The 21,654-nt window shown below is 42.9% G+C and carries 16 protein-coding genes and 2 pseudogenes; 10 read left to right on the top strand and 8 right to left on the bottom strand.

The genetic code is table 11. The features are described from left to right. Positions 1-93 precede the first annotated feature (93 nt). From BCU34_RS13345 to BCU34_RS13335, 3 genes are all read left to right on the top strand, one after another. Complete coding sequence (locus BCU34_RS13345) at positions 94-2,988, top strand: Ig-like domain-containing protein (protein ID WP_102479790.1); 2,895 nt, start codon at positions 94-96, stop codon at positions 2,986-2,988. A gap of 381 nt (positions 2,989-3,369) precedes the next feature. Further along, the gene (locus tag BCU34_RS13340; RefSeq protein WP_102431307.1) at positions 3,370-3,549 is read left to right on the top strand and encodes a hypothetical protein; all 180 of its coding nucleotides are present in this window, start codon (positions 3,370-3,372) and stop codon (positions 3,547-3,549) included. Between the two features lie 47 nt (positions 3,550-3,596). Continuing rightward, on the top strand, positions 3,597-4,184 hold the full coding sequence (locus BCU34_RS13335) for an SAM-dependent methyltransferase (RefSeq protein WP_102431308.1): 588 nt from the start codon (positions 3,597-3,599) through the stop codon (positions 4,182-4,184). 127 nt (positions 4,185-4,311) lie between these two features. On the opposite strand, the gene BCU34_RS13330 is transcribed toward BCU34_RS13335, so the two are convergent. After that, entirely contained in the window at positions 4,312-5,949 is a 1,638-nt protein-coding gene (locus tag BCU34_RS13330; RefSeq protein ID WP_102431309.1) for a methyl-accepting chemotaxis protein, read from the bottom strand. A gap of 932 nt (positions 5,950-6,881) precedes the next feature. Here BCU34_RS13330 and BCU34_RS13325 point away from each other — a divergent pair. From BCU34_RS13325 to BCU34_RS13315, 3 genes are all read left to right on the top strand, one after another. Then, complete coding sequence (locus BCU34_RS13325) at positions 6,882-7,652, top strand: alpha/beta fold hydrolase (protein WP_102441112.1); 771 nt, start codon at positions 6,882-6,884, stop codon at positions 7,650-7,652. A gap of 127 nt (positions 7,653-7,779) precedes the next feature. Then, the gene (locus tag BCU34_RS13320) at positions 7,780-8,724 is read left to right on the top strand and encodes an RDD family protein (RefSeq protein ID WP_102433573.1); all 945 of its coding nucleotides are present in this window, start codon (positions 7,780-7,782) and stop codon (positions 8,722-8,724) included. Between the two features lie 134 nt (positions 8,725-8,858). Continuing rightward, the gene (locus BCU34_RS13315) at positions 8,859-9,410 is read left to right on the top strand and encodes a hypothetical protein (RefSeq protein ID WP_102433574.1); all 552 of its coding nucleotides are present in this window, start codon (positions 8,859-8,861) and stop codon (positions 9,408-9,410) included. A 67-nt stretch (positions 9,411-9,477) separates the two neighbouring features. Here BCU34_RS13315 and BCU34_RS13310 read toward each other — a convergent pair whose 3' ends face one another. After that, on the bottom strand, positions 9,478-9,876 hold the full coding sequence (locus BCU34_RS13310) for a hypothetical protein (protein ID WP_102480185.1): 399 nt from the start codon (positions 9,874-9,876) through the stop codon (positions 9,478-9,480). 195 nt (positions 9,877-10,071) lie between these two features. Between BCU34_RS13310 and BCU34_RS13305 the strand changes: the two genes are divergently transcribed. After that, the gene (locus BCU34_RS13305; RefSeq protein WP_057621948.1) at positions 10,072-10,551 is read left to right on the top strand and encodes an Sbal_3080 family lipoprotein; all 480 of its coding nucleotides are present in this window, start codon (positions 10,072-10,074) and stop codon (positions 10,549-10,551) included. A 187-nt stretch (positions 10,552-10,738) separates the two neighbouring features. Here the strand turns inward: BCU34_RS13305 and BCU34_RS13300 are convergent. After that, positions 10,739-11,592 (bottom strand): annotated as a pseudogene (locus tag BCU34_RS13300) (DMT family transporter). Positions 11,593-11,731: 139 nt separating this feature from the next. Between BCU34_RS13300 and BCU34_RS13295 the strand changes: the two are divergent. Then, positions 11,732-12,631 carry a LysR substrate-binding domain-containing protein gene (locus tag BCU34_RS13295; RefSeq protein ID WP_102433577.1) on the top strand — a complete coding sequence of 300 codons (900 nt, stop codon included), beginning with the start codon at positions 11,732-11,734 and terminating at the stop codon, positions 12,629-12,631. A gap of 82 nt (positions 12,632-12,713) precedes the next feature. Here the strand turns inward: BCU34_RS13295 and BCU34_RS13290 are convergent, their stop codons facing one another. Continuing rightward, on the bottom strand, positions 12,714-14,291 hold the full coding sequence (locus tag BCU34_RS13290) for an EAL domain-containing protein (RefSeq protein WP_102480183.1): 1,578 nt from the start codon (positions 14,289-14,291) through the stop codon (positions 12,714-12,716). 374 nt (positions 14,292-14,665) lie between these two features. Between BCU34_RS13290 and BCU34_RS13285 the strand changes: the two genes are divergently transcribed. Both BCU34_RS13285 and BCU34_RS13280 read left to right on the top strand, forming a co-directional pair. Then, positions 14,666-15,088, top strand: coding sequence for a lysozyme inhibitor LprI family protein (locus BCU34_RS13285; RefSeq protein ID WP_102480181.1), 423 nt, complete (start codon positions 14,666-14,668; stop codon positions 15,086-15,088). A gap of 73 nt (positions 15,089-15,161) precedes the next feature. Next, positions 15,162-15,605: pseudogene (locus BCU34_RS13280) on the top strand (carbon-nitrogen hydrolase family protein); the annotation flags it as partial. Between the two features lie 78 nt (positions 15,606-15,683). On the opposite strand, the gene BCU34_RS13275 reads toward BCU34_RS13280, so the two are convergent. From BCU34_RS13275 to rbsB, 4 genes are all read right to left on the bottom strand, one after another. After that, positions 15,684-18,143 (bottom strand): CHASE3 domain-containing protein, encoded by a 2,460-nt coding sequence (locus tag BCU34_RS13275; RefSeq protein ID WP_102480177.1) that lies wholly within the window; start codon positions 18,141-18,143, stop codon positions 15,684-15,686. A 210-nt stretch (positions 18,144-18,353) separates the two neighbouring features. Beyond that, the gene (locus BCU34_RS13270) at positions 18,354-19,355 is read right to left on the bottom strand and encodes a substrate-binding domain-containing protein (RefSeq protein ID WP_102530363.1); all 1,002 of its coding nucleotides are present in this window, start codon (positions 19,353-19,355) and stop codon (positions 18,354-18,356) included. A gap of 152 nt (positions 19,356-19,507) precedes the next feature. Further along, positions 19,508-20,434, bottom strand: a complete 927-nt coding sequence (rbsK, locus tag BCU34_RS13265) for a ribokinase (RefSeq protein WP_102478579.1) — start codon at positions 20,432-20,434, stop codon at positions 19,508-19,510. Positions 20,435-20,627: 193 nt separating this feature from the next. Next, positions 20,628-21,506: a ribose ABC transporter substrate-binding protein RbsB gene (gene rbsB / locus BCU34_RS13260; protein WP_102478578.1), complete on the bottom strand. Its 879-nt coding sequence runs from the start codon at positions 21,504-21,506 to the stop codon at positions 20,628-20,630. Positions 21,507-21,654 lie beyond the last annotated feature (148 nt).

Genomic DNA, 21,654 nt, shown 5'->3' with positions numbered 1-21,654 from the left:
GTAAATTAAGTGTGCTTGCAAGGGGGGGATGAATTTCCAATTGCAGGTTTATTGCAGAAATAAAATAATTAATATAAAGCTAAGGAATCAAGTATGTATCTAAGAAAGAGCAGTGCTAAACAGATTCACTCTTTTGGATATCGCGCGTTAGGGCTAACAATGCTTTGCTCTGGCTTATTGTTGAATCCAATTTCACAAGCCATGGCTAGTGAGTTCAGTACTGATGCGGTAGCTCAGTCAGAAAGTGAATACTGGAGCACCTATAAGCTAGATATCACAAACACGGGCTCAGATAGCGCAGACATGCGTGAAGCCGTGATCGAATTTTTATTGCCAGTAGCGATTAACGAGATCAACTGGGCGTCGAACCATCTTTCTTACCCATCATGGGAAATCTCTCATACGACGCAAGCGGATGGGGTATTGAACGCCGTGACGTTGACGTTCCCGGAAGGCTCTTGGGTTGATAGTGAACTGGCCTCAGGTGAATCTGCGGCATTGACTATTTCTTTCGGTGGCGAACTGACTGATCTGAATGCGTTTGAGAATTCTGTTGTGGTCAAAGTGGATGGCGAAGTTGTTCCTCCACCAGAATTTTCACTGGATATTTTAGCGCCTGCTCAAAACTCAGTGGTTTACACAGGTACGAATGTTGACATCATTACGGGTGTCGAAGGTGAGGGTGCAAGCAAACTCGAGTTCTGGGCAAACAGGACCAAATTGGGTGAGCAAAACGTTGTAGAAGGTACAACAGAATACCAACAAGCTTGGCTTCCAAGCGAAGTTGGTGCAGCATCGATCACTGTGATGGCTTTCAATGACAGTGGCGATAAACTCACAGAAAAAGCAGTTCAAGTGACGGTAGAGTCAGAATCGACGGCGCCAAATCCACCTGTGATAGAGTTTATCTCGCCAGACGCAGGCTCTTCTCACCAAAAAGGTGACAGCATCACAATTTCAGCGCATGTAACAGATGCAGATGATGACTTAGCGACGGTTAAGTTCTTCGCTAACGATTCAGAAGTGTGTTCTCTTGATGCGAAAACGACCCAAGATTTCTCTTGTGACTGGACAACGCAAACGGCAGGCTCTACTACGCTTCGTGCGGAAGCAAAAGATGACGAACAACATGTCTCTAGTAAGAACTTAACCATCACGGTGACAGATACAAGCACCAGCTGTGGTGACATACCTCAGTACCAAGATGGTGTGGCCTATAACGTCGGTGATGAAGTCACTAACATTGGCAATATCTACTCATGTACGGTCGCGGGTTGGTGTGGTAACCCTGTATGGACACCAGGAACTGGTCATCCAAGTTATCCTGATGCGTGGAAAGATGCATGGGATGAAGCGGGTGAGTGTGATCCGAACCCTGTGCCAGTGGTGGACGTTCAATCACCGCAAGATGGACAGAAAATCGCACCTAACCAAGCATTCGACGTAGTTGTCGATGCATCGGATGATACTGAAGTTGCTCGCGTTGATGTTCAATTGAATGGTCAACTGGTTGCGACATCAAACACGCCTTCACAAGGTGATACTTACACCATCACGGTGCCTGCCCAAGTTGAAGGCCAATACACATTGACGGTTGTTGCCTACGATGACCAAGGTGCGAGTGCGGAGGCGGCGCCAATTTCTTTAGCGATTACTGATAAAGACTTGGTTGTTTCTTTAGCATCTCCTGTGGATGGTTCAAGCTACTTCGAAGGTCGTGCGATTTCGATCAAAGCAGACGCGAAGAGTTACGAAGGCGATATTTCCTCGGTAAGCTTCATTGCGAACGGTAACGAGCTGTTTAAAGACACGGAAGCACCTTATGAATATGAGTGGCTAGGTGCTCAGCAGGGTACATATGCTGTCACGGCAAAAGCGGTGAATACGGCCAACCAAGAGCAAACCTCTGCAACGTCTAACATTACAGTCAAAGAAAGCACAGGTGGTGGCGGCTTAGTCGATAACCCTGATCGCTCTATCAGTTACCTAACGTCTTGGGGGTTAAATGACTACCAAGAGCTGTTCAACTCAGAAGGTGATGGTTACTTATTGTCATTTGGTAAGTGGGACGCGAGCGGTAACATCACGATCTCTGATGGCATGCTAACACCACCGAATTACAATCCGGACTGGATGCCAACACAGTACCTAGCATGGTCAACGCTCAAGCATGACAACGAAAATGCGACTATGATGGTTGCGTTTGGTGGTCAAACTTACGAGAGCATTTGGTCGGCGATCAGTACGCCTGAAAGCCGTGAATCGGTTGCGAATGGGTTAGTTGATTTGGTGCATACGCCATTCCCTGTGTACAAAAAGAACCTAAAACCTGAAGAGGTGGAAGGCGAGTGTCTTGCAACAAACTCTGACGGTAGCTGTGATTACAGCAAGTACCAATTAGCGGGTTACGTGCACATTGATGGTCTGGACTTTGACTTTGAGAAAGCGGCACGAATCACAGACAAAGAGAACCAAGACTTGACGGCTTTGATCAAGCTTATCCGTGAGAAGGTGGGCAATACGAAGGTTCTTTCTCTGACGACTTACCACGTAGGCGCGGATCCTGTTGAATGTATGGATGCAAGCGTGTTTGAAAACTGCTCTTACATTGAAGAGTCTGGCCGTTCATCTCACCACGGTGAAGTGATTGATCTGTTGAAAGCAACCAAGAACGACTTCGATTTCTTTAACGTGATGACATACGACGCGGGTCGAAACTTCTTATATGAAGTCGCGATGGCAAACTACGCTGAGTACATTGGAGACAAGTCGAAGATTGTTTTAGGTAATACGATAAACAGTCAGTGGTCACCAGAGCCAGGTGGTAACTTTGTCGAAACGCGCCAGAACAACCTAGACCGTGCTAAATGGCAGAAAGATAACGGCTACGGTGGCTTTTTTATGTGGGCGCTAGGCTATAACAACCAAAGTGTGAGCATGGCAGAGCAAGTGGATTACTTTAACGAGATGATTAGCGTAAGTAAGTAGTACTTACCTTATCACCTGCTTGAACGACGGAAGGCGCTTATGCCTTCCGTTATTTGTTCCCCAATCATTCAGAGCCCCAGATTCCCCTTGTGATAAAGGGGTTTAGCCAAAAGCGGTGAATAGTGCTTCATAACACTTCACATCGCATGCCCCCAAAGTGCGTCAGCACGATTTTCCTCGTTGATTTGGATACATGGTTTTCATTACTTGAACTCATGGCCGGAAAAAGTAAAGGGCGTGGACAAATTTAAAAATAAATTAATATAGTTGAAAATCATTGCTTTACATCGCATTTAATCTGAAAAATATATATTCAGGTTTGACCATTATTAGGTTCTATACTTATATAATAATTTCACTTCTAACTCTAAAGGAGTATTGATGGATATGTTGGGTAAAGATTGCTTATTGCAATTAGTACTTGAACACTTTCAAGAAGATATAGCAAAGTCCGTTAACTTTGTGACTGGTGAAGTTGGAGTGGCATATTCAGACTTACCACATAATCTTGTTTTTTGTGTGAATTTATCGCTTGTCGAAAAAATTTATCCCACTAGCTAACTCGCCTCTTTTTTAAATCGAGTAAAACAAAACCTCAAGGTTTAAATATGGTAACTGACAACTTTTTCTATAACGCTGAATTATATAGAGACTACAGTGAGCTTGTGATCGAAAGGCAGATACGGGGGAGTGATTTACTTATTTGTTGTTTAGATACAGGTCAATATTACGATAGTTTTTCATTGGCAATGTTACATTCTTATTACGAACAAAAGACAGAGATGATCTCATCTGGTTTTTGTCGGATTATGTCTTTGGTTGACAACAATAGTTTTAGAAAAATCAACTGTAAAGGGAACTTCAAAGAAAGGTTATTTAGTAACACCCGAGGTGAATTAGCTGAATATCTAGAGTCTAACAAAGTTAAAATGAAGAATAGTCATTTTTCCATCAATCGAAAAATAGAAAATAAAATCACATTTAATAACTTCGACCACGTTAATTTTAATCAGTACAATAGTAGGTTAGATGCGATTGTTATCGCATCATTAACCAATGAGTATCACGATATTGTCCGTAAGTATGCTCAAGACATCCTCATACCCGGAGGGCATGTTTTTATCTGTGATAACTCTCATGCACTAGAACTTAAAGGGATGCGGTGTTTGAAAAAAGGGGTTTATGTTCGTGTTTAGACTGATTCTCCTGTGGAAGCTGTCTTTGCAATCAATGGAAGAAATCAGTTCTAGCAGTAGCTCCGTGAGCTACTGCTATTCGTTTTTATGCGTAGGAAACTTCCGCTTTTCAAAGCAAATTCTTGCATCATGCAAGTTTGAATCGGTTAATTGTACACATGAGATTTTCCGAGATACCTCTGAGTTCCCGGCTCGAATTAGCCATTTCGGTAGATTCACTCGACACTAAAGTCGCCATATCACTCAAGCTGGCTACGTTACGGTTTATTTCGTTCACGGTGAGTGTTTGCTCTTCAGCAGCAGTTGCAATGTGTTGCGCCATACCTTCGATCTTATTAACTTGCTTGTTACTCTCGTCAATCTTGCATCCTGCCTGCGCTGATAGCTCTGAGGCTTTATTCGCTTTATCAACCCCTTGATGCATTACTGTAACGACATTTTCAGCGCCAACTTGCAACTTTTCTATAATATTTTGAATCTCAAGTGTGGACTCCTGAGTACGTTGAGACAGGGTTCTTACTTCATCTGCTACCACAGCAAAGCCCCGACCATGATCACCAGCCCTAGCGGCTTCAATGGCGGCGTTGAGTGCTAAGAGGTTTGTCTGTTCTGCGACTCCTCGAATAACTTCTAGAACCGTATCCACATTTTTTGCATCAAGCGCCAGCTTCTGGACTGCTTGTCCTGCAGAGGTAATGACTTCCGCCATTTCGTTAGCTTCTATCACATTATTTTGAATAATTGAGGAACTCTTCTGTGTCTCCTGCGCTGCAAACCGACTTGCTTCATTTGCTTCAACGGTTCGCCCAGCAACTTCCTCAACGGTAGCAAGCATTTCTGTCATGGCTGTCGCAAGCATATCCACGTCGTTTCTTTGCTGGTTAAGGCTATTATCTATTTGGTGTACCGAATCAGTGAGTTGCGTTGCCGACGCTGATACTTGAGTCCCAATTCCCTGAATCCCTAGCATCATTGATTGAATAGACTCTACAAACTGATTGAAATAACGAGCCAAGAAAATCAGTTCTTTGCTCCCTTCTTCGGGAATACGTTGCGTTAGATCGCCTTCACCTTTTGATAATGCTTTCATCGCAGCCAAAGTACGATTTATTGGGAGAGTGATGGTTTTGATGAAGTAACCAACGATCAGTGAGAGAACCGTTAAAATGCCTATTGCATAACCTATCGATGTCATCTCAGCTCGGTGAGTCGTCGCTTGTAAGGCCACCATATTTACACCAGAACCAACCATCCATCCCCAAGGCTCTAACATTATTGCATAACTGGTTTTTGGCTCTAGCGTTTGTTTGTTCGGGTTTTTCCAATGATAATCAATGAATCCACCACCATTTTTCGAAATGCTGTACATCTCTCTGACAAAATATTTACCCTTACTATCTTGAAGGTCCATAATATTTTTTCCTAAAAGAGAGGGGACGCCTGTAGCTATTTGCTTTCCTTCTCGATCACCTACGAAGATATAATTCCCACCATCAAATCGCATATTTGAGATGGTTTCCAATGCGCGTGCACGTGCTTCCTCTTCACTTAATTTCCCTATTGCACTTTGATTTTCATAATGCTTAATAACGCTAACGGCGCTTTGAACTAGAATTTTCACCCCTTTTTGATAACTCTCACGTACATGTTGGCGTGAGCCGTCTATATTTAAAATGGTATTTGCAAGTAAAGCGATTGCAAACAAAGCGAGAATCGCCCAAACTCTAATAGCAATCGATACGTTTTTAACTTCTTTAATTATCATGGATTTATCCCCTAACCAAAAATTTCCCAACGTACAACAAAGCTGTTATATCAAAGCAGAACCAGTGGATATTAATTTTTATATTATAAAATTAGCATATAAAAACCATTTATCTTGGTGCATGATGTAAAATTAAAAAATATTTTTAATTAGTGATAAAATGGATAATTAAACTAACTGATTATTAAGTTGATAAAATTCATTTCAAAAGAAATATTCTTTAAAGTGAAATATATGATTAGCATTTTCAACATAGTCGAATATAATTTGGTGGTTTGATATTAAATCCACATTTTTCAGTAATTTAAACTTGGCTTACTTAATAAAACTCGCTTTTCAAGCCTCATACGCCATGTAAACGGCCACGGAGCTACTTCTCCTAACAAAATCTCCCTTAGCATCCAATCCAACAAACACCTTTCTCATACATGTAATTGTCACCTTCAAGATGGCCCTGAGCTGTCGCAGTTTTAGAGTGGGCCAATCAATGCATTTTTAATATGTGTAATGTTTCATTTCTCGCATGTAACTCACAGACAAATCTCAAAGAAAAGGTACTCTAGTAAGTCCATGTGTTCGGCGAGTATTTTTGCATGCGTAAGCTCAAAATGGACACTTATTGCTTTGAAACTAGTGAGCTAAAGGACAGCTTGGTGGTTCCTTTAGGCTTGGCAAAGTTGGTTGTGACACTCTTACCCAAGAACATATCGTCTAAATTTGACGAAAACGGGGAGTAATTAGAAGCATTAGTTAACGCATTAAAAGACGCAAAGGCCGAAGGCATTTTACTTGAGTTGAAAGATGATGAAAGCCAAGAGCGCATTGTGTTTTCAGTGGCTTGATTGGCTAATCAATAACAAGCAATTCGACACGCTTGGTATGTGAAGTATGTATATGTTAAGTGTTGTGTTCAGTTGGTTTCAGAGGAATAAATGAAAGAGTTTAAGGTTAAGGGGAGCAACGCGATACTCAGGTATCATGATCTTCCCGGTTCGGAAGTGCCTATTATTTTTATACATGGTATTGGCTGTGCTTCCTCGTTTGATTATCCGGCCGTTGCGGCTAGTGATTGGTTGCTTCCTCATCGGCGCATTCTTGTTGATTTGTTAGGTTCTGGGTTTAGTGATAAACCTGAGGACTTCGATTATTCCATCTGTAGCCACGCGGCTTATCTTGAGGCGTTTATTCAATCTTTGTGTTTGGATAAGTTTGTTATCTACGGTCACAGCATGGGTGGCGCTGTGTCGGTTGTGTTGGCTGAAAAAGTTCAACCACAACTGCAGGCCTTGGTGTTGAGTGAGGCCAATCTTGATTCCGGTGGCGGGTTCTTTAGCAAGAAGATTGCGAGCTACACCGAGCTTGAATATGCCAATCACGGTCACGCCCAGATAGTGCAACACAGCATCGATGACCAAAATACTCAATGGGCTGCCAGTTTAGCCGTGAATTCAGCGATAGGTACACACAGGCAAGCCGTGTCCTTGATAGAAGGGCAACTCCCGAGTTGGCGTGATAGGTTGTATTCTCTGAACGTAAACAGAACTTATATATTTGGTAGTGAATCTTTACCTGACCGCGATACAGAAGAGCTGAGTAACCACGATATAGCGATCAGCGTTGTTTCTGATGCTGGGCATTCAATGGCGTGGGAAAACGCCGATGGGCTAGCTGAAGCTATTAAGCGAGCGATACTAATAACCTAATCAGTAATTCAAGTAGACATGGTGTGTCCGGTGTGATTGAGCACCACATAAGTGTGGCAGATCCTCGGTAGGGGGAATCCATGTCATTCGTTAGATTACTTTCAAGCATCATAGTAAGGATTATATTTTGGAAGAAGTACAAGAAAAATGGATTTGTGGTTTCTGGACGAGAATCGGAGCCTTGTTTATTGACACAATATTTTTAGGTGTATTGGGGTATGTTGTCGGCTTATTTCTAGAAGATGTTTTCGTCCAGCTTGGTGAGTGGGGAAGGTTGATTGGCTTTGTTGTGTCAATTACATATTTTGGTGTAATGAATAGCTCTTTATTAAATGGCCAGACAATAGGGAAAAAGCTTCTAAATATAAGAGTTGTTGACTCATGCAATTCAACTATCAGCCTACCGAAGTCCTTTTTGAGGTATAGCTTCCTTGCCGTTCCATTTTCTCTGAATGGAACACAAATTACTAACGAAGCAGTAATCCCATATTTAATGTACCTCTTATCGTTTATCGTATTTGGTGGCTTATGCTCAATTACTTACTTATATATTTTTAATCGCGTAACCCGACAGTCATTACATGATCTTGCCGTAGGCACTTATGTCGTAAATGCAGAGGCTAGTTCTGAAGAGTTGCCATCAGTCTGGAGACCTCACTTAGTGGTGGTTACCGGCTTATTTGTTACTGCGATCCTTGTCCCCGCTCTTACTTCTGACTTAACTGAATCAGAATCGTTCAAGGGACTGTTAGTAACACAGAAAGCAATCAATAATAATGAGTCAGTAAAATATGCAGGGGTCACAGAAGGTTCAACAACTTTTGCTTCATCAAAGTCTGGCAGTAAAACAACGACATATGTGAAAGCTCAAGCTTTTCTTTATAAAGATAGTGTTCGAGATTCAGAGATCGCAAAGCAACTAGTCCAAACTATAATTTATACTTACCCAGAGTCACTAAATAAAAACTTGATTAAAGTAACTCTTACCTACGGTTATGATATTGGTATTGCTTCAAAGTGGAATAGTTATAACTACAAGTTTAATCCGCAAGAACTCAAAAGTTCGGAGTAATCGTCATCTAACAAGGCTTTAAATTTTGTTCAAATGATAGCTTCGGTGCAATTAGGTACTGCACAATTGTGGAAGATCCTCCGAAAGGGGATCCCTGTCATTCGTTATAGCTCAACGATAGTCTAAGGAATCAGATGCACAAAATGCAAATAGGTTTAGTCATGGCCTGCATGACCACCCTTGGTTATATGATGGGGAGTGGTTTTAGTTCAGTAGAACAACACACAACCTCTCAAGGTGAAGGTTTCCCTATATTTGAAGTTGAAGTAGCTAAACCTTTTCCAGTCGTACCTTTGAAAAACTTCAATATTGCTACTGATAGTCCAGTTACTAATTTTCGAGTGCCTTTAGAGATAGATACTGACTCAAAGCTTAGTTTTGTATCAGACTACGAAGTTACAATAGACAATGGCTCTGGATTGGTGGGTCGAGTTAAAGTCGAGCGAGGTTTTATCAGTAAGAGTGAATGCATTTCAGCTTTAGGCTATTTGGTTGACAAGTTTCAGGAGTATTATCCAGCATTTCAGATTGAAGCTGGTAAATCGAGCTACTCTAAAACCGTTGGAGATTTGCGAGTCGGTGCTTCATGTTTAGTTTATGAAAGCTCCCCATACGTTTCGTTAGAGTATTACTTCGAAAGTAACTCTGTTGCAGATAACATTCTTAAAGCTTTTACCCGAGGATAAAGAGCTATAACAAACGTTTAATAATCAAGCTAAACACAAAGGTCGCCAGTAACAGGCGCCCTTTGTGTTAGTTGGCAACGCTGTAAGTGTCGTAGTCGCGCAGTAAGAATAGTGCGATACAGGCTGCGAGCATTGGCCAAGAGGCAAAGAACAGTAGGTTGTTGAACGGGTCCATGTATTTTCCAAAAGAGGCGAAAGTTGAGCCTGCGTGCAGGACCAAAACCGCACCGTAGGTGTACTTTTTCCACATGCCGACGACGAATGCGCCTAAAAATCCAAGCTGAGCGACACCCAGCGCCATCATCGCATTGTTCGACACGTCGATGCCGTAAAAGCCGAACAGTACTTTTGTCGAGTGTTCAGGCACAAGGATCTTATCCAAGCCCCAGAACAAGAAGACGATAAAAATGCCGACTCTCAGCAGTAGTAGGCTGGTCGCCAGTTTGGTTTGAAGTGTCTTTTCCATGGTATTCCTTTTAATGTACTCAAGATGCGATGAAGTTAAATGTCCATCAAAGGAGACCCATGGTCGTTGGTTTTTCTTTCGCTATTTTTCAATGCTTTATGTAACAAGGAATGTCTTGTTGACTCCTTGGTATATGACATGCTGTTTTTATTTTATGGTACTATTCACCCAAATAATCATTAATGGATATGTAACGTGAAAAAATACCTACTATTATCGCTTTCGGTTTTAATTTTGGCTGGTTGTGGAGCCCCTCGTTACACAGGGAGCGCGATTCCAGAACCTACGACTGAAGTGGATGTTGTGATTGTTAAAGACGCTGAAACACGTGAAGGGTTCTTAAATACCATGGAAACGTGGCTGCAAGATAACGATTATACTTACACCGTCGTACCAGATAAGTCGCAGCACGATCTTGATAAGCTAACATTGGAGTATGAAGGCCATTGGGGCTGGGACTTAGCCTTGTTCTTAAAGCAAGCGGAGATCAATGCTTATCAGAACGGGCAAAGAGTAGGTGAAGTAGAGTTTAAAGTTCCATATACGGCTAACCCGAATAAGTTCGGTAATGCATCTAAGCGTATTGGTTTTATGATGGATACGGTGTTTGGTAAGAAAACCGCTGAAGAAGCGACGAAAGCGGCCAATTCATCAGATTCAAAAGCGACGAACTAGCCTAATTAGCTGACTAACTCACTCACCCTTTGTTCGCTTTCTATTTCTCTTTAAGCTCTGTTCGAACAGACGAAGCCGTTGCTTTTACAGCTACGGCTTCACATCGTTTATATTAATTAAAGCTCTTATCTGAAGTGATATCTTACTCATTTCGCTTGGTATTCAGGCCTGGTATCAATAAACTTTGTTAGCTTTGCTTCTTTTCATTTCGAGCCAGCCAGATGAGTGGCAGTATGATCATCGCAGTGCCAATCACCATTGCAATATCAGGCATTTCACCAAACCAAACCAGACCAACCCAACTCCCACCGCTCCGAGTAAGCCGCTGTATTCAGCACTGGCGATTTTATTGCTTTCTGCCGATCGGTAAGTGACGACACATATCGCCGCGTAGATGAGGATGAAGCTGCTTGAACCTGCGGCAGTGATCAGTGGTGACCAATCCCATTCTCGGCCTTCCCAAATAGCGAGTCCAAGTGATGCCGGAACGCCTGCTAAGTTGGTTAACAGCAACGTTTGTGCGACGGTTTGGTGCTTCGGGAGTTTGCGGATTAATAAGTTATTGCTGGCAATGGTTAACGCCACGATAAGCGCAGCAATGGCCGCCCAATCGATCTCTGTCGGGCGAATGATGACCAGAACGCCCATAAAGCCGAATATTCCAGCAGCAACAGAGTAGCGGTTGAGTTGTTCTTTGAAAAAGACCAAGGCTAACGGAAGCATCATCAAAGGTGCGGCGTAGAAAATCGCGTTAGCGGTAGCCAATGACATGGCATTGATGGCAAACACCATAAAGATTGCACCCAGTAACCAGATGTGCGCGCGCAAGGCATGCCATTTTAGCCCGTCGGTGAAGCTCTTTTTACTCACGCCAAAACAAAAAGGCAGAAGGATTAACACGGCAGTTAGTTGTCTGAAGAAGACAAATTGAAACACAGCAGTGTCTTCGCCTAAGGTTTTAATTAAGGCATCAGAGAAAACCGCAATTAGATTGCCGACAATGAGTAAACTCATTGCCATTCCAACAGACATTGTAGGCATGAAGAAGCTCCTATCATTGACTGACGCGTGTTCAGTGTGAGTTAAAAAGAAAGTGAAGAAGTGTGATGGCGTAATCTTAATGCATAAAATCGTTTCATATATAATGATAAAAATTCACTTAGTATGAGCTGAACTAATAATGAAATTACCACCATTGAGAGCAGTACAATGTTTCGAGTCAGTCGCTCGTTTTAATAGCTTTTCTCAGGCGGCTATAGCGCTTCATGTTACTCAAAGTGCGGTGAGTCATCAGGTTCGCTTGCTGGAGGAATACTTAGGTGAAACCTTGTTTGTGCGTCAGGGAAGGCGTTTATCGCTCACCCCGATAGGAGAGCGTTACTACGAAGATGTGTCTCATTCATTACAGAATATCGCGCAAGCCAGCTACCAAATCCGCGAAGGTGACAGTGGCAAAATTCGGATTGCAATGTACAGTTCTCTGGCCGTGAAATGGTTGGTACCTAGGCTCGAAAACTTACGCCAACAGCATCCAGAAATCGACTTAACGTTAAGTATGGTAGCCGATGAGCCTGAGTTTTCAGATCAAGTTGCCGACTGCTTTATCACTGCCTACCCGCCTAAGAAAAACTACGTTAGTGACTTCCTATACAAAGAGCAGTTATATCCGTTCTGTAGCCAAAAGGTGTGGCAGAGGATCGAAGATAAACCTTTGCCAGAGGCTCTGTGGGATCAGCAATTACTTTCAGTAAGTTCAATCTTCAAGGATGGCGGTGAAGCGAAAGACTGGATTCAGTGGTGTGAACGCGGTGGCTTCAGCTTGCCAAAGGATGTGAAAATTAGCCAGTTCAGCCACATGGTACTGGCCGCCGAGGCCGTGAAATACCATCAAGGTATTGCGTTCCTGAACGACTACTTTCTTAACGACCAAGATCTTCAACAAAACTTGGTTCGTATCCCAATGCACGATTTGCCGACTGGCGACAACATGTATTTTGTATACAAAAAGTCGAGAGCTAAGCAGTTTGAAATCAAAACGTTAGGCCATTGGCTTAAACAGCAATGTTTTGATTATGAGTAAGCCGTAAACAAGACCCTTATGCTCGCGGTAAGCGTAGACTCGTAGTAAAAAGAGTCTACGCAGGCTGCAATTATCAAACAGTTTAAATTTGCTCACACTCCGGCGTTGATGCCGAAGGCTTCTCAATGCTATCAGACTCAAAATGCTGTTGCTTAAGCAAGCTTAGCGTCAGGTTTATCGGCATCGGCTTATAAAAATAAAAGCCTTGGATATAGTCGACACCTAGCTTAGACAAGATTTTTACTTGTGATTCGTACTCGACACCTTCGACGATGACTTGCATACCTAAGGTTCGTGATAGTTGAAGCATGGATTCGAGTAAAGGGAGACCAAAGATGGATTCGTCGGAGATGTTTTTCACGAACACCCGGTCGATTTTGAGAATGCTAAACGGGAACTGTCTTACAAAGTCTAATCCGGCGTAGCCTGTACCAAAATCATCAATCGCGACTCTCACGCCCATGTTCGATAGCTTGGTAAGGTTGTCTCTAATTTTGACCATATCGGCATCAGAACATTCACCATCTTCTGTTACTTCAAATACCACCTGCTTGAGGATCTCAGGGTGTCTTTTAAAGATGCTAATTACCTTGTTGGAGAAGTTACTGTTGGACACAACGTTGCGACTGATGTTGACGCTGATGTACTTTGATTCGAACACGTCTTGATTGCTTTTCAGCGTCATTAATACTTTGCGTAGCACGAAGTAAGTGAGCTCCTCAATCAGCCCTAAGCTTTCAGCTAGTGGGATGAAAATAGCAGGGGATACGTTACCTTCAATTGGGTCGTTCCATCGTAATAATGACTCACAGCCAACGATCTCGTTGGTGTTTTGGTTAACGATGGGCTGCATGTGAACATGTAGATGTTTGTTTTTTAGTGCACTTGAAAGCGAATACTCTAAGCTACGTTGGCTCTGTTTCTTATGTTTGACGGAAAGGAGAATAATGGTCGTAATTCCGGCCATCAAAAAGCCAAACCATAAATAGCTCAACATGAAGTGAAGATAATACTGATACCCAATGTATGAGGTGATGGTCAGCGGGTAAATGTTTGATTGTATACGCACCTTGGCTAATGATGAGTCAATGTTAGTAGGGTGGATGTCTCTTTTGATCACTTCGACTTTAGCCTGTATTCCATGGCTGTTAAGGTTTGTTTCGACAATGTCATAGATGAAGTGTGGCGGAATCATCAGGCTCACACCGGCATTTTCTTTGTTCGAGAAAATGAGCATGATGGACTGAACTTGGGTGATGGCCGAGTTTGAATACGACAGGGTCGTTAAATTTGGATCGTCATTGAGTCTTTGTCTGATGGTGCTGTAAAGGCGAAACGAAACTTCACCATCTGTAGTCGAGCAATAAAACTGGTTCTGTTTATCGAATACCGCTGCTTCTTTTACCCAATCGGCATCAAAAACGGTTTGTCGCATCTGTCTAACAATTACATCGCAAGATTGGTCAGGGGTGATGCCTGATAAAAAACGGTCGAACCTCGATTGGATACCTTCAAGTTGTGTTTCGACGAGCTTTGATGTGTCTTGGGTTAAATTCTGATAGTGAGATGGTGTAAACGGGATAAGCAATGCCATAGAGAAGAAGAAAGAAATGGCAAAGTAGAGCGAAGTCTTGGCAAAATGTTGGTACTTGATATCCATAGTTGGAGAAGCGTTACCGATTGGGTGAGCATTCAATTTAATTTATAAATTTAACGATTGCGTAGCAATAGTAATAATAAATATTGTGAATGCGCGCATGAATTATTGATAAAGATAATATATTTTCCATTTTTACCAGCGAAATCTTGATGTTATCTCGTTTTTTTATTGGTGGGATTGGTGATATTTTGCATTATTCACACGTATAAAAAACGCTTATATCCCGATAAATTTTGATGTTATTTGCTTAAAGATCGAAAGAGATTTAAATATAGAGCCATGTTTAATCTAATTAGCTGATATGGTCACAAGTTAAACAAGGTTATATGGAAATATCATCGAACCGTTCAGGGGTGACAATATTTAGGATGTTTATGAAAAAACTTATATTAGCATTCATAGCCGTGTGCTTCTCATTCTCTGCGTTGGCTGATCAAAGTGCTATCGATTGTGAGAATGCGATGAATACCATCGAGATCAATCAGTGTGCCGCAATTGAGTTGGAATCTGCACAAGCGGAACTGGATAAATACCTTGCAGCCAGCTTTGAGCACAATGCTTATGATGCTGAGCTGGTGGCTTCAATGAAGAAGGCTCAGGAGAGCTGGCAGACGTACATGTTGGCTCATTGTGACTCTGTATACACCCAATGGCGCGATGGTTCCATTCGAGGGGTTATGACGCTTTCTTGCAAAACCAAACTCACTAAGCAGAGAACACATGAGGTATGGGAAAACTTCTTAACCTATATGGATAGCACGCCGCCCGTTTTACCAGAGCCCAAGCTGATGAAGTAGTTGAGCTGAGATGCTTATGAGAGTGTGCGCTTGCTTCAACCGTTGGCGTTCGCGTAGGCAAGTGAGAGGGGATCAAACGAAATTCGACAAAGAGTACTTTTCTAGAGGAAGTGAACTACTGACATTTAATTTTAAAGGATTGAAGTTCGGTGTCGCGATTTGCTTTGATATTTGGTTCCCAGAAATCATGAGGGCATATCAGTCGGTAGACGTTATTCTCCATCCAGCGAATTTTGGTGGTCATCATAGCTTTGCCATTGCTCAAGCGAGAGCTTTAGAAGACGGGTGTAATGTCGTGACGTGTAATCGCGTTGGGCAGGATGTGGTAGATGCGTTTTCCGCGACATATTGTGGTGGCAGTAGAGTTTATTCACCAAAAGGTGAGTTAGTGACTCAACTCAGCGACAAGCAATCTGTAGAAAGTGTGAGTATTCAGGATCTGTCTATTGCGCCTCAATACAATGGTGTTGATGTGTTCGATGAAATGCAAGAGATAGCTTCAGTGTTGAGTCGTTAGAATTTCTCGTCTAATGGCGTTTGATCGAAAAGGGCAAGGTTAGATAACCTTGCCCTTTGGTTTAGGAATGACATTTTCTTAAGTCTTATCGTTCATTTGATTAAGACGTTCTAATGAATTGCCGGTTTTCATCCGCTGAGCTTGATGGATATTGACCATGAGGCGATTGAGCAACTTTTGTAGCAGTTCAATATCAGGCAGCTGTTGATTTTTTGCTTGTACTTCTAGCTCCAGTGCTTGTTTAGAAAGCATCTTAAGACCTAAATTTAGAGACATACCTTTAATGGAGTGCAGGGTGCGGCACAATAGCTTCAACTCTTTCGCCAAATAATATTCGATGACTCGATCAACAGACTGTTCAAACTCAATAATGGTTGAATCGATAAGCAAGTTGAACCCTTCTGTGTCGTCTTTCAGTATGTGTATTACCTCTGAATGGCTTATTTCTTCTTCCGTTAATCTCAACGTTTCAATTGGTTTTCGGTGAAGCTCAACGATATTTTCATCATAATTTGAGTCTTTAGTTTCAGTTTGCTTAGGTAATCGATTTGAAAACTGTTGTAGGGCGTCAAAGAAACTCTCTTGCTGCAATGGCTTAGTAAGAATATGGTCAACACCGGCCTGAATAAAATTGTCATGAGCTTCACGAAACACATCTGCTGTGTAGGCGAAAATTAAGGTGTCGAGCTTTAGTTTCTCGCGGATGTATTGAGTTGTCTCGACCCCGTTCATCTCGGGCATGTGATTGTCCATCAAGATAAGGTCATATTGAGTGGTTTTGAGGCGCTCAATCGCAAGCTTACCATTTTTAGCAAGATCGACATGGTGGCCTAAGTTTTCACAGAAGCCTTGCGCAACAATGGCATTGATACGGTTATCTTCGACCAATAGGATGTTCATTGAATTACACGTGAGGTTTTCTGTATTCGTCATCTGTGTCGTACTCTCACCGGTTTTGCCTTCTTGCCACGCAATAGATATAGAGACTTGGAATTTTGTTCCAAGGCCAATTGCGCTGGTCAAGATGATTTCCCCATTCATTAGATTGACAAGGTTCTTAACGATCGCGAGGCCAAGCCCTGTGCCGCCAAACTGTCTGGTTGTTGATGTATCTGCTTGTTCAAATGAGTTAAAAACTTGTTCGTGCTTGTCTTTAGGAATACCAATACCCGTGTCTGTCACGCTGATAATGAGCTGGTTATTTGGTCTATTGAGATCCGCTTGAATGGACACGTGACCTTCTTTGGTGAACTTAGTCGCGTTCCCCCCCAAGTTGTACATAATTTGGCGCAGCCGAGCACAGTCTCCGATAAGTTGAATATGGGTTGGGATGTTATTTTCGATTAACAAGCGAATGCCTTTCTCGTCTGCTAATGGCTTAAGTGCGCTACAGACGGGTTGCATAACTTGGGTAAAATGAAAGGGTGCAAAGTCTAACTCAAGCTTGTTTTCTTGTACTTTAGAGAAGTCGAGAATGTCGTTGAGTATGGTCATTAAGTGGTGGCCAGATTCAAGAATGATGTTGATGTTCTCTTTTGTTTCAGGCTCTTGGGTTTGGCTTGCAATGATCTGAGATATGCCAAGCACTCCATTCATGGGCGTTCGAATCTCGTGGCTCATGGTCGACAGAAAATCGCTCTTAGCTTTTACTGCGGCTTCTGCTTTGGTTCGTTCGGCGATTAGCTCCTGATTTTTCGCTCGCATTTCACTGTCATTACTGATCAAATTGGCTGTCATTTTTTGAAAGCTTTGTTTGAGGTGAGCGATTTCGTCTTGGGTGTTTATATTTGAACCCAACTCCAGAGTCGCAGCGCCTTGATCCAAATGGCCAGCGGCAACTTGGTTAGTGGCTTCAAGTAGGGTGTGTAATCTTTGATTAATACGGTTTGACGCCCACGCAGCAACAATCAGAGAAATTAATGTCGAAAAGAGCGTTCCGACTAATAGAGCGTAATCGGTTTGCTTGGCGGAGTTATCAGATTTAACAACACGAACACTGATTAATTGTTCTTCTATTTCGATAAATCGAGCGATTTCACGTCGTATTTGGTCAATCAGTTGCTTTTCCGTTTGCTGCTTGGTGAGTTCTACGACACTCTGCATGTCTGCTTCACCTTTATTAACGAGGTTGCGCTGTAAGATTTCCTCCTCTCCGGATTCTTTGAGCCAAGTTTTATGGATATCATCAATTCTGTTTAGGCGATCAACTTGAGGTGGATTATCGCTAACTTGAGTAGCAAGGGTTTGAATTTTTTGACGCCACACATCGAGTGCGAGGTGGTAGGGCTCTAAAAAGACAGGGTCTCCTGTGATTAGGTAACCACGTTGTCCTGTTTCCATATCTACGACTAGGTTTAGTAACTCCTGAGCTCGAGCAATGGCTTTGTGAGTATGGACAACCAAGTGGTTGTCTTCGACCATAGATTGGCTGTTTTCATGAACAGAAAAGGAAACAGCAACCATTAAGGTGATAGGAATCAAAAAGCTGACTAATAGCTTTTTCTGTAGGGATATCTTGTCAAACCAACCCGCAATCATAAAACGGCACTCTCCATGTCCATGTCATGTATTGATAGTGTAGATGACAATTAGTCGTAATGTGTGTAATTAGTAGCTTATTCCGTAAGTGCATATTCTAGAGTGTAAGTTTTTGAATATTCAAGGCATTTTAGGGGCGAGTAAGTGGCGTTATTATGTTCCAAAAAACAAATAAGCTAGCTTTCAACGGTGTAATGTGTATGGCGAGTACTAAATCGCTTTTACACTGCTTCGTTCAACAAGAGTCGGTTCCAGTTCAACGACTTGCGGGTAAGCGTCTGGAGTTTGTAATCTACTCAAAAGCGTATCCACAGCCGCTTTACCTAAACGATGTTTTGGCTGGTGGATAGTGCTCAAAGCTGGGGTCATGTATTTAGACAGGTGGATGTCATCGTAGCCAATGATCGAAAGATCGTTTGGAATCGATGTGCCATCTTGAGCAGCCGCGTGAATTACACCCATTGCCATCATGTCATTGCTAACAAACAGTGCTGATGGCATTTCACCACGCGCTTTTAAAGTTTGGTAAGAGTCAAAACCGCCATCGCATTCGAAGTTTGATTCAACAATCCACTTAGGATTGATCTCTAGATTCGCTTCTTCCATCGCTTGCTTGAAGCCTTGATAACGAGAAGAGGCTTGATTGCGGTGAAGTGGGCCGGTGATACAACCAATCTGAGCATGACCGTTATCGATCAAGTGCTTGGTTGCCATGTAACCACCTTGGTGCGAGTTATCTTGGATCTTATCGCTCGCGAACAACATTGGGCCCCAGTCCATCACAACGATAGGTAATTCTGGGTAGCGTTCAAATACATCAATGTGCTCGCCCTCAAGGGTTGAACACATCAGCATTAAGCCGTCGACACGCTTTTGCAGCAACGTATCGATAGAGGATTTCATGCGTTCGCTATCGCCTTCGGTGTTACACAAGATAAGGTTGTAGCCTTTTTCGTAGCAACGACGTTCTACACCTTTTACTACCTCGCCAAAGAATGGGTTGGTAGAGGTCGTCACGAGCATCCCAAGGGTTTTGGTTTGCTTCATTTTCAAGCTACGAGCCAATGCAGACGGTGCGTAGTTGAGTTCTTTAGCCGCACTGTTAACACGCTCAGCAATCTCTTCACTGACAAAACGTGACTTGTTGATCACATGGCTGACGGTTGAAGTTGAAACCTTTGCTAGCCGAGCGACGTCTTTCATTGTTGTCATAAAAAATCCTTGTGGGAGTAACTTGCCACGTTGCGCGATATTCTGCCCGAAAACAGGGGCTTATGCTTGTTATTTGTTGTTACCGAAATTGAAGGCTAACACCCGTTAACTACGGTTTAGCTCAGGAGTTAAGCCTTCAAATAGGTGTCAAGCTAAGCAGATAATTGCTCTGATAAAAACGCATCCGTTTCAGCTCTGCTTGGGATTGACGTCTGAGCGCCAAAGCGAGTCACTGAAATTGCAGCCGCAGCGTGAGCAAACTTAATTGCGCGTTCTAATGGCATGTCTTCAAGCAAGCCCGTCACTAATGCGCCATTGAAGGTATCACCAGCAGCCGTGGTATCTGTCGCTTCAACGCGGAAGCCTGCAATTAACTCACCTTCTCCGTTTTTACTCACCCAAACGCCTTTAGCGCCAAGTGTGATCATCACAGTCTTGATGCCTTTAGCATGCAGAGCCAAAGCCGCCTGATGAGCAGATGCGCTGTCGGTTACGGTAACGCCTGTCAATACTTCTGCTTCGGTTTCGTTTGGTGTAATCACATCAACACATGCTAGTAAGGTATCCGACAATGGACGAGCAGGGGCAGGGTTTAGAATCACGCGAGTTCCGCTCTCTTTCGCTACTTTTGCTGCGTATTCAATGCCTTCAATCGGTGTTTCAAGTTGAGTCAGCAGGTACTTGGCTCCGCGAATCTTCTTTAGATGTGGTTCGATTTGGTCGCAAGTCAGCTTGTCATTAGCTTCTGCAGAAAGACAAATGCTGTTTTCGCCCGTTGCAGATACTTGGATCATCGCAATGCCAGTTGGGGTGTTGTTTGCAACGATAACACCGTCGATGTTGATGCCGTCTTTAGCGAAATCTTGACGAATGTTGATGCCAAATGGGTCGTCGCCAACACAGGCGATAAAGCCGATATCTGCGTTTAATCGCGCAGCAGCGACCGCTTGGTTAGCGCCTTTACCGCCAGGGATGACCTGATAGTTACCGCCAATCAAGGTTTCACCCGGACGAGGGAACGAAGGAACTTGCAGTACGTGGTCAGCGTTAACGCTACCTAAAACAATCAGTTGAGTCATGATACGAGCCTTATGATATATCGTATTTGAAAATGCATGGGTCTTTCTCATTACGTTGATTGCTCGCCTTGTTAGCGGCTTATGAGAAACAGCGATGCACTGTCGGTTTTTTTGTATTGAGTCAGTGAGCTAATGAGTTAAGCAAAGCAGGGGATAGGGGCTCCCTGCTTTATATCGTGTTATCTAGTAACTATTACTTAGCGATGATTTTTAGAGGTACTGGTACGTACTCTTCTACTGTTTCGCCTTTCAGTACTTTGTCTGCCATTTCGATACCTAGAGAACCGATTAGGTCAGGCTGTTGTGCAACCGTTGCGCCTAGTAGGCCGCGGTTAACTGCAGCGATGCCGTCGTCTGTGCCATCAAAGCCAACGATCATTACGTCTTTACCTGAAGCTTGAACTGCACGAAGTGCACCCAGTGCCATTTCATCGTTTTGAGCGAATACAGCTTGTACGTCTGGGTTTGCAGCAAGCAAGTTTTCCATTACGTTCAGACCTTTAGTACGGTCGAAATCAGCAGGTTGGCTTGCAAGAAGCTCAAGGTCGCTGCCGTTTACTGCGTTCATGAAGCCTTCACCACGTTCACGAGCTGCTGAAGTACCTGCGATACCTTCAAGTTGGATTACTTTCGCTTTTTCGCCCACTTTTTCCATGATGTAGTGACCCGCCATTTCACCGCCGATTACGTTATCAGAAGCAATGTGGCTCACTACGTCACCACGGCTTGCGCCACGGTCTAGCGTTAATACTGGGATGTCTGAGCGGTTAGCAATACGAATAGCGTTAGACACAGCATCTGAATCCGTTGGGTTAATCAGGATAGCCTTAACACCACGAATGGTTAGATCTTCAATGTTCGAAAGCTCTTTGCTTGGGTCGTTTTGAGAATCAAGAACGATAAGCTTGTAGCCTAGCTCTTCCGCTTTCGCTTCTGCGCCATCTTTCATGGTTACGAAGAATGGGTTGTTCAATGTAGACAGAACGATTGCCATTGTATCTTGCGCCTGTGCAGACACTGATACCGTTGTAGAAAGAAGAGCAGCAGAAATAAGAGTCGCTAATTTTTTCATGGTGTAAGTCCTTTGTGTAGGGTGAGCTAGGAGGTGAGTCCTAGCTCGTAGTTACATTATTTATAGATTCTAATATTTTAAGGTAAAACAAACTGTTACTTTTATTAAACTAGAGTGTTACTTGTATTAACCTAGGATGTGAATAGGT

Source organism: Vibrio sp. 10N.286.45.E10 (assembly GCF_002874195.2).
In the GTDB taxonomy this organism is placed as follows: Bacteria; Pseudomonadota; Gammaproteobacteria; order Enterobacterales; family Vibrionaceae; genus Vibrio; species Vibrio crassostreae.
The sequence above is the reverse complement of the archived record's forward strand: the minus strand, read 5'-3'. Positions and strand labels throughout refer to the sequence as shown.

Coding starts and splice junctions, on each gene's coding strand:
- BCU34_RS13330 (WP_102431309.1), bottom strand. CDS start 5,949: ATGATAATTAAAGAAGTTAAAAACGTATCGATTGCTATTAGAGTTTGG.
- BCU34_RS13345 (WP_102479790.1), top strand. CDS start 94: ATGTATCTAAGAAAGAGCAGTGCTAAACAGATTCACTCTTTTGGATAT.
- BCU34_RS13310 (WP_102480185.1), bottom strand. CDS start 9,876: ATGGAAAAGACACTTCAAACCAAACTGGCGACCAGCCTACTACTGCTG.
- BCU34_RS13315 (WP_102433574.1), top strand. CDS start 8,859: ATGCACAAAATGCAAATAGGTTTAGTCATGGCCTGCATGACCACCCTT.
- BCU34_RS13335 (WP_102431308.1), top strand. CDS start 3,597: ATGGTAACTGACAACTTTTTCTATAACGCTGAATTATATAGAGACTAC.
- BCU34_RS13290 (WP_102480183.1), bottom strand. CDS start 14,291: ATGGATATCAAGTACCAACATTTTGCCAAGACTTCGCTCTACTTTGCC.
- BCU34_RS13285 (WP_102480181.1), top strand. CDS start 14,666: ATGAAAAAACTTATATTAGCATTCATAGCCGTGTGCTTCTCATTCTCT.
- rbsK (WP_102478579.1), bottom strand. CDS start 20,434: ATGACTCAACTGATTGTTTTAGGTAGCGTTAACGCTGACCACGTACTG.
- BCU34_RS13275 (WP_102480177.1), bottom strand. CDS start 18,143: ATGATTGCGGGTTGGTTTGACAAGATATCCCTACAGAAAAAGCTATTA.
- BCU34_RS13340 (WP_102431307.1), top strand. CDS start 3,370: ATGGATATGTTGGGTAAAGATTGCTTATTGCAATTAGTACTTGAACAC.
- rbsB (WP_102478578.1), bottom strand. CDS start 21,506: ATGAAAAAATTAGCGACTCTTATTTCTGCTGCTCTTCTTTCTACAACG.
- BCU34_RS13295 (WP_102433577.1), top strand. CDS start 11,732: ATGAAATTACCACCATTGAGAGCAGTACAATGTTTCGAGTCAGTCGCT.
- BCU34_RS13270 (WP_102530363.1), bottom strand. CDS start 19,355: ATGACAACAATGAAAGACGTCGCTCGGCTAGCAAAGGTTTCAACTTCA.
- BCU34_RS13325 (WP_102441112.1), top strand. CDS start 6,882: ATGAAAGAGTTTAAGGTTAAGGGGAGCAACGCGATACTCAGGTATCAT.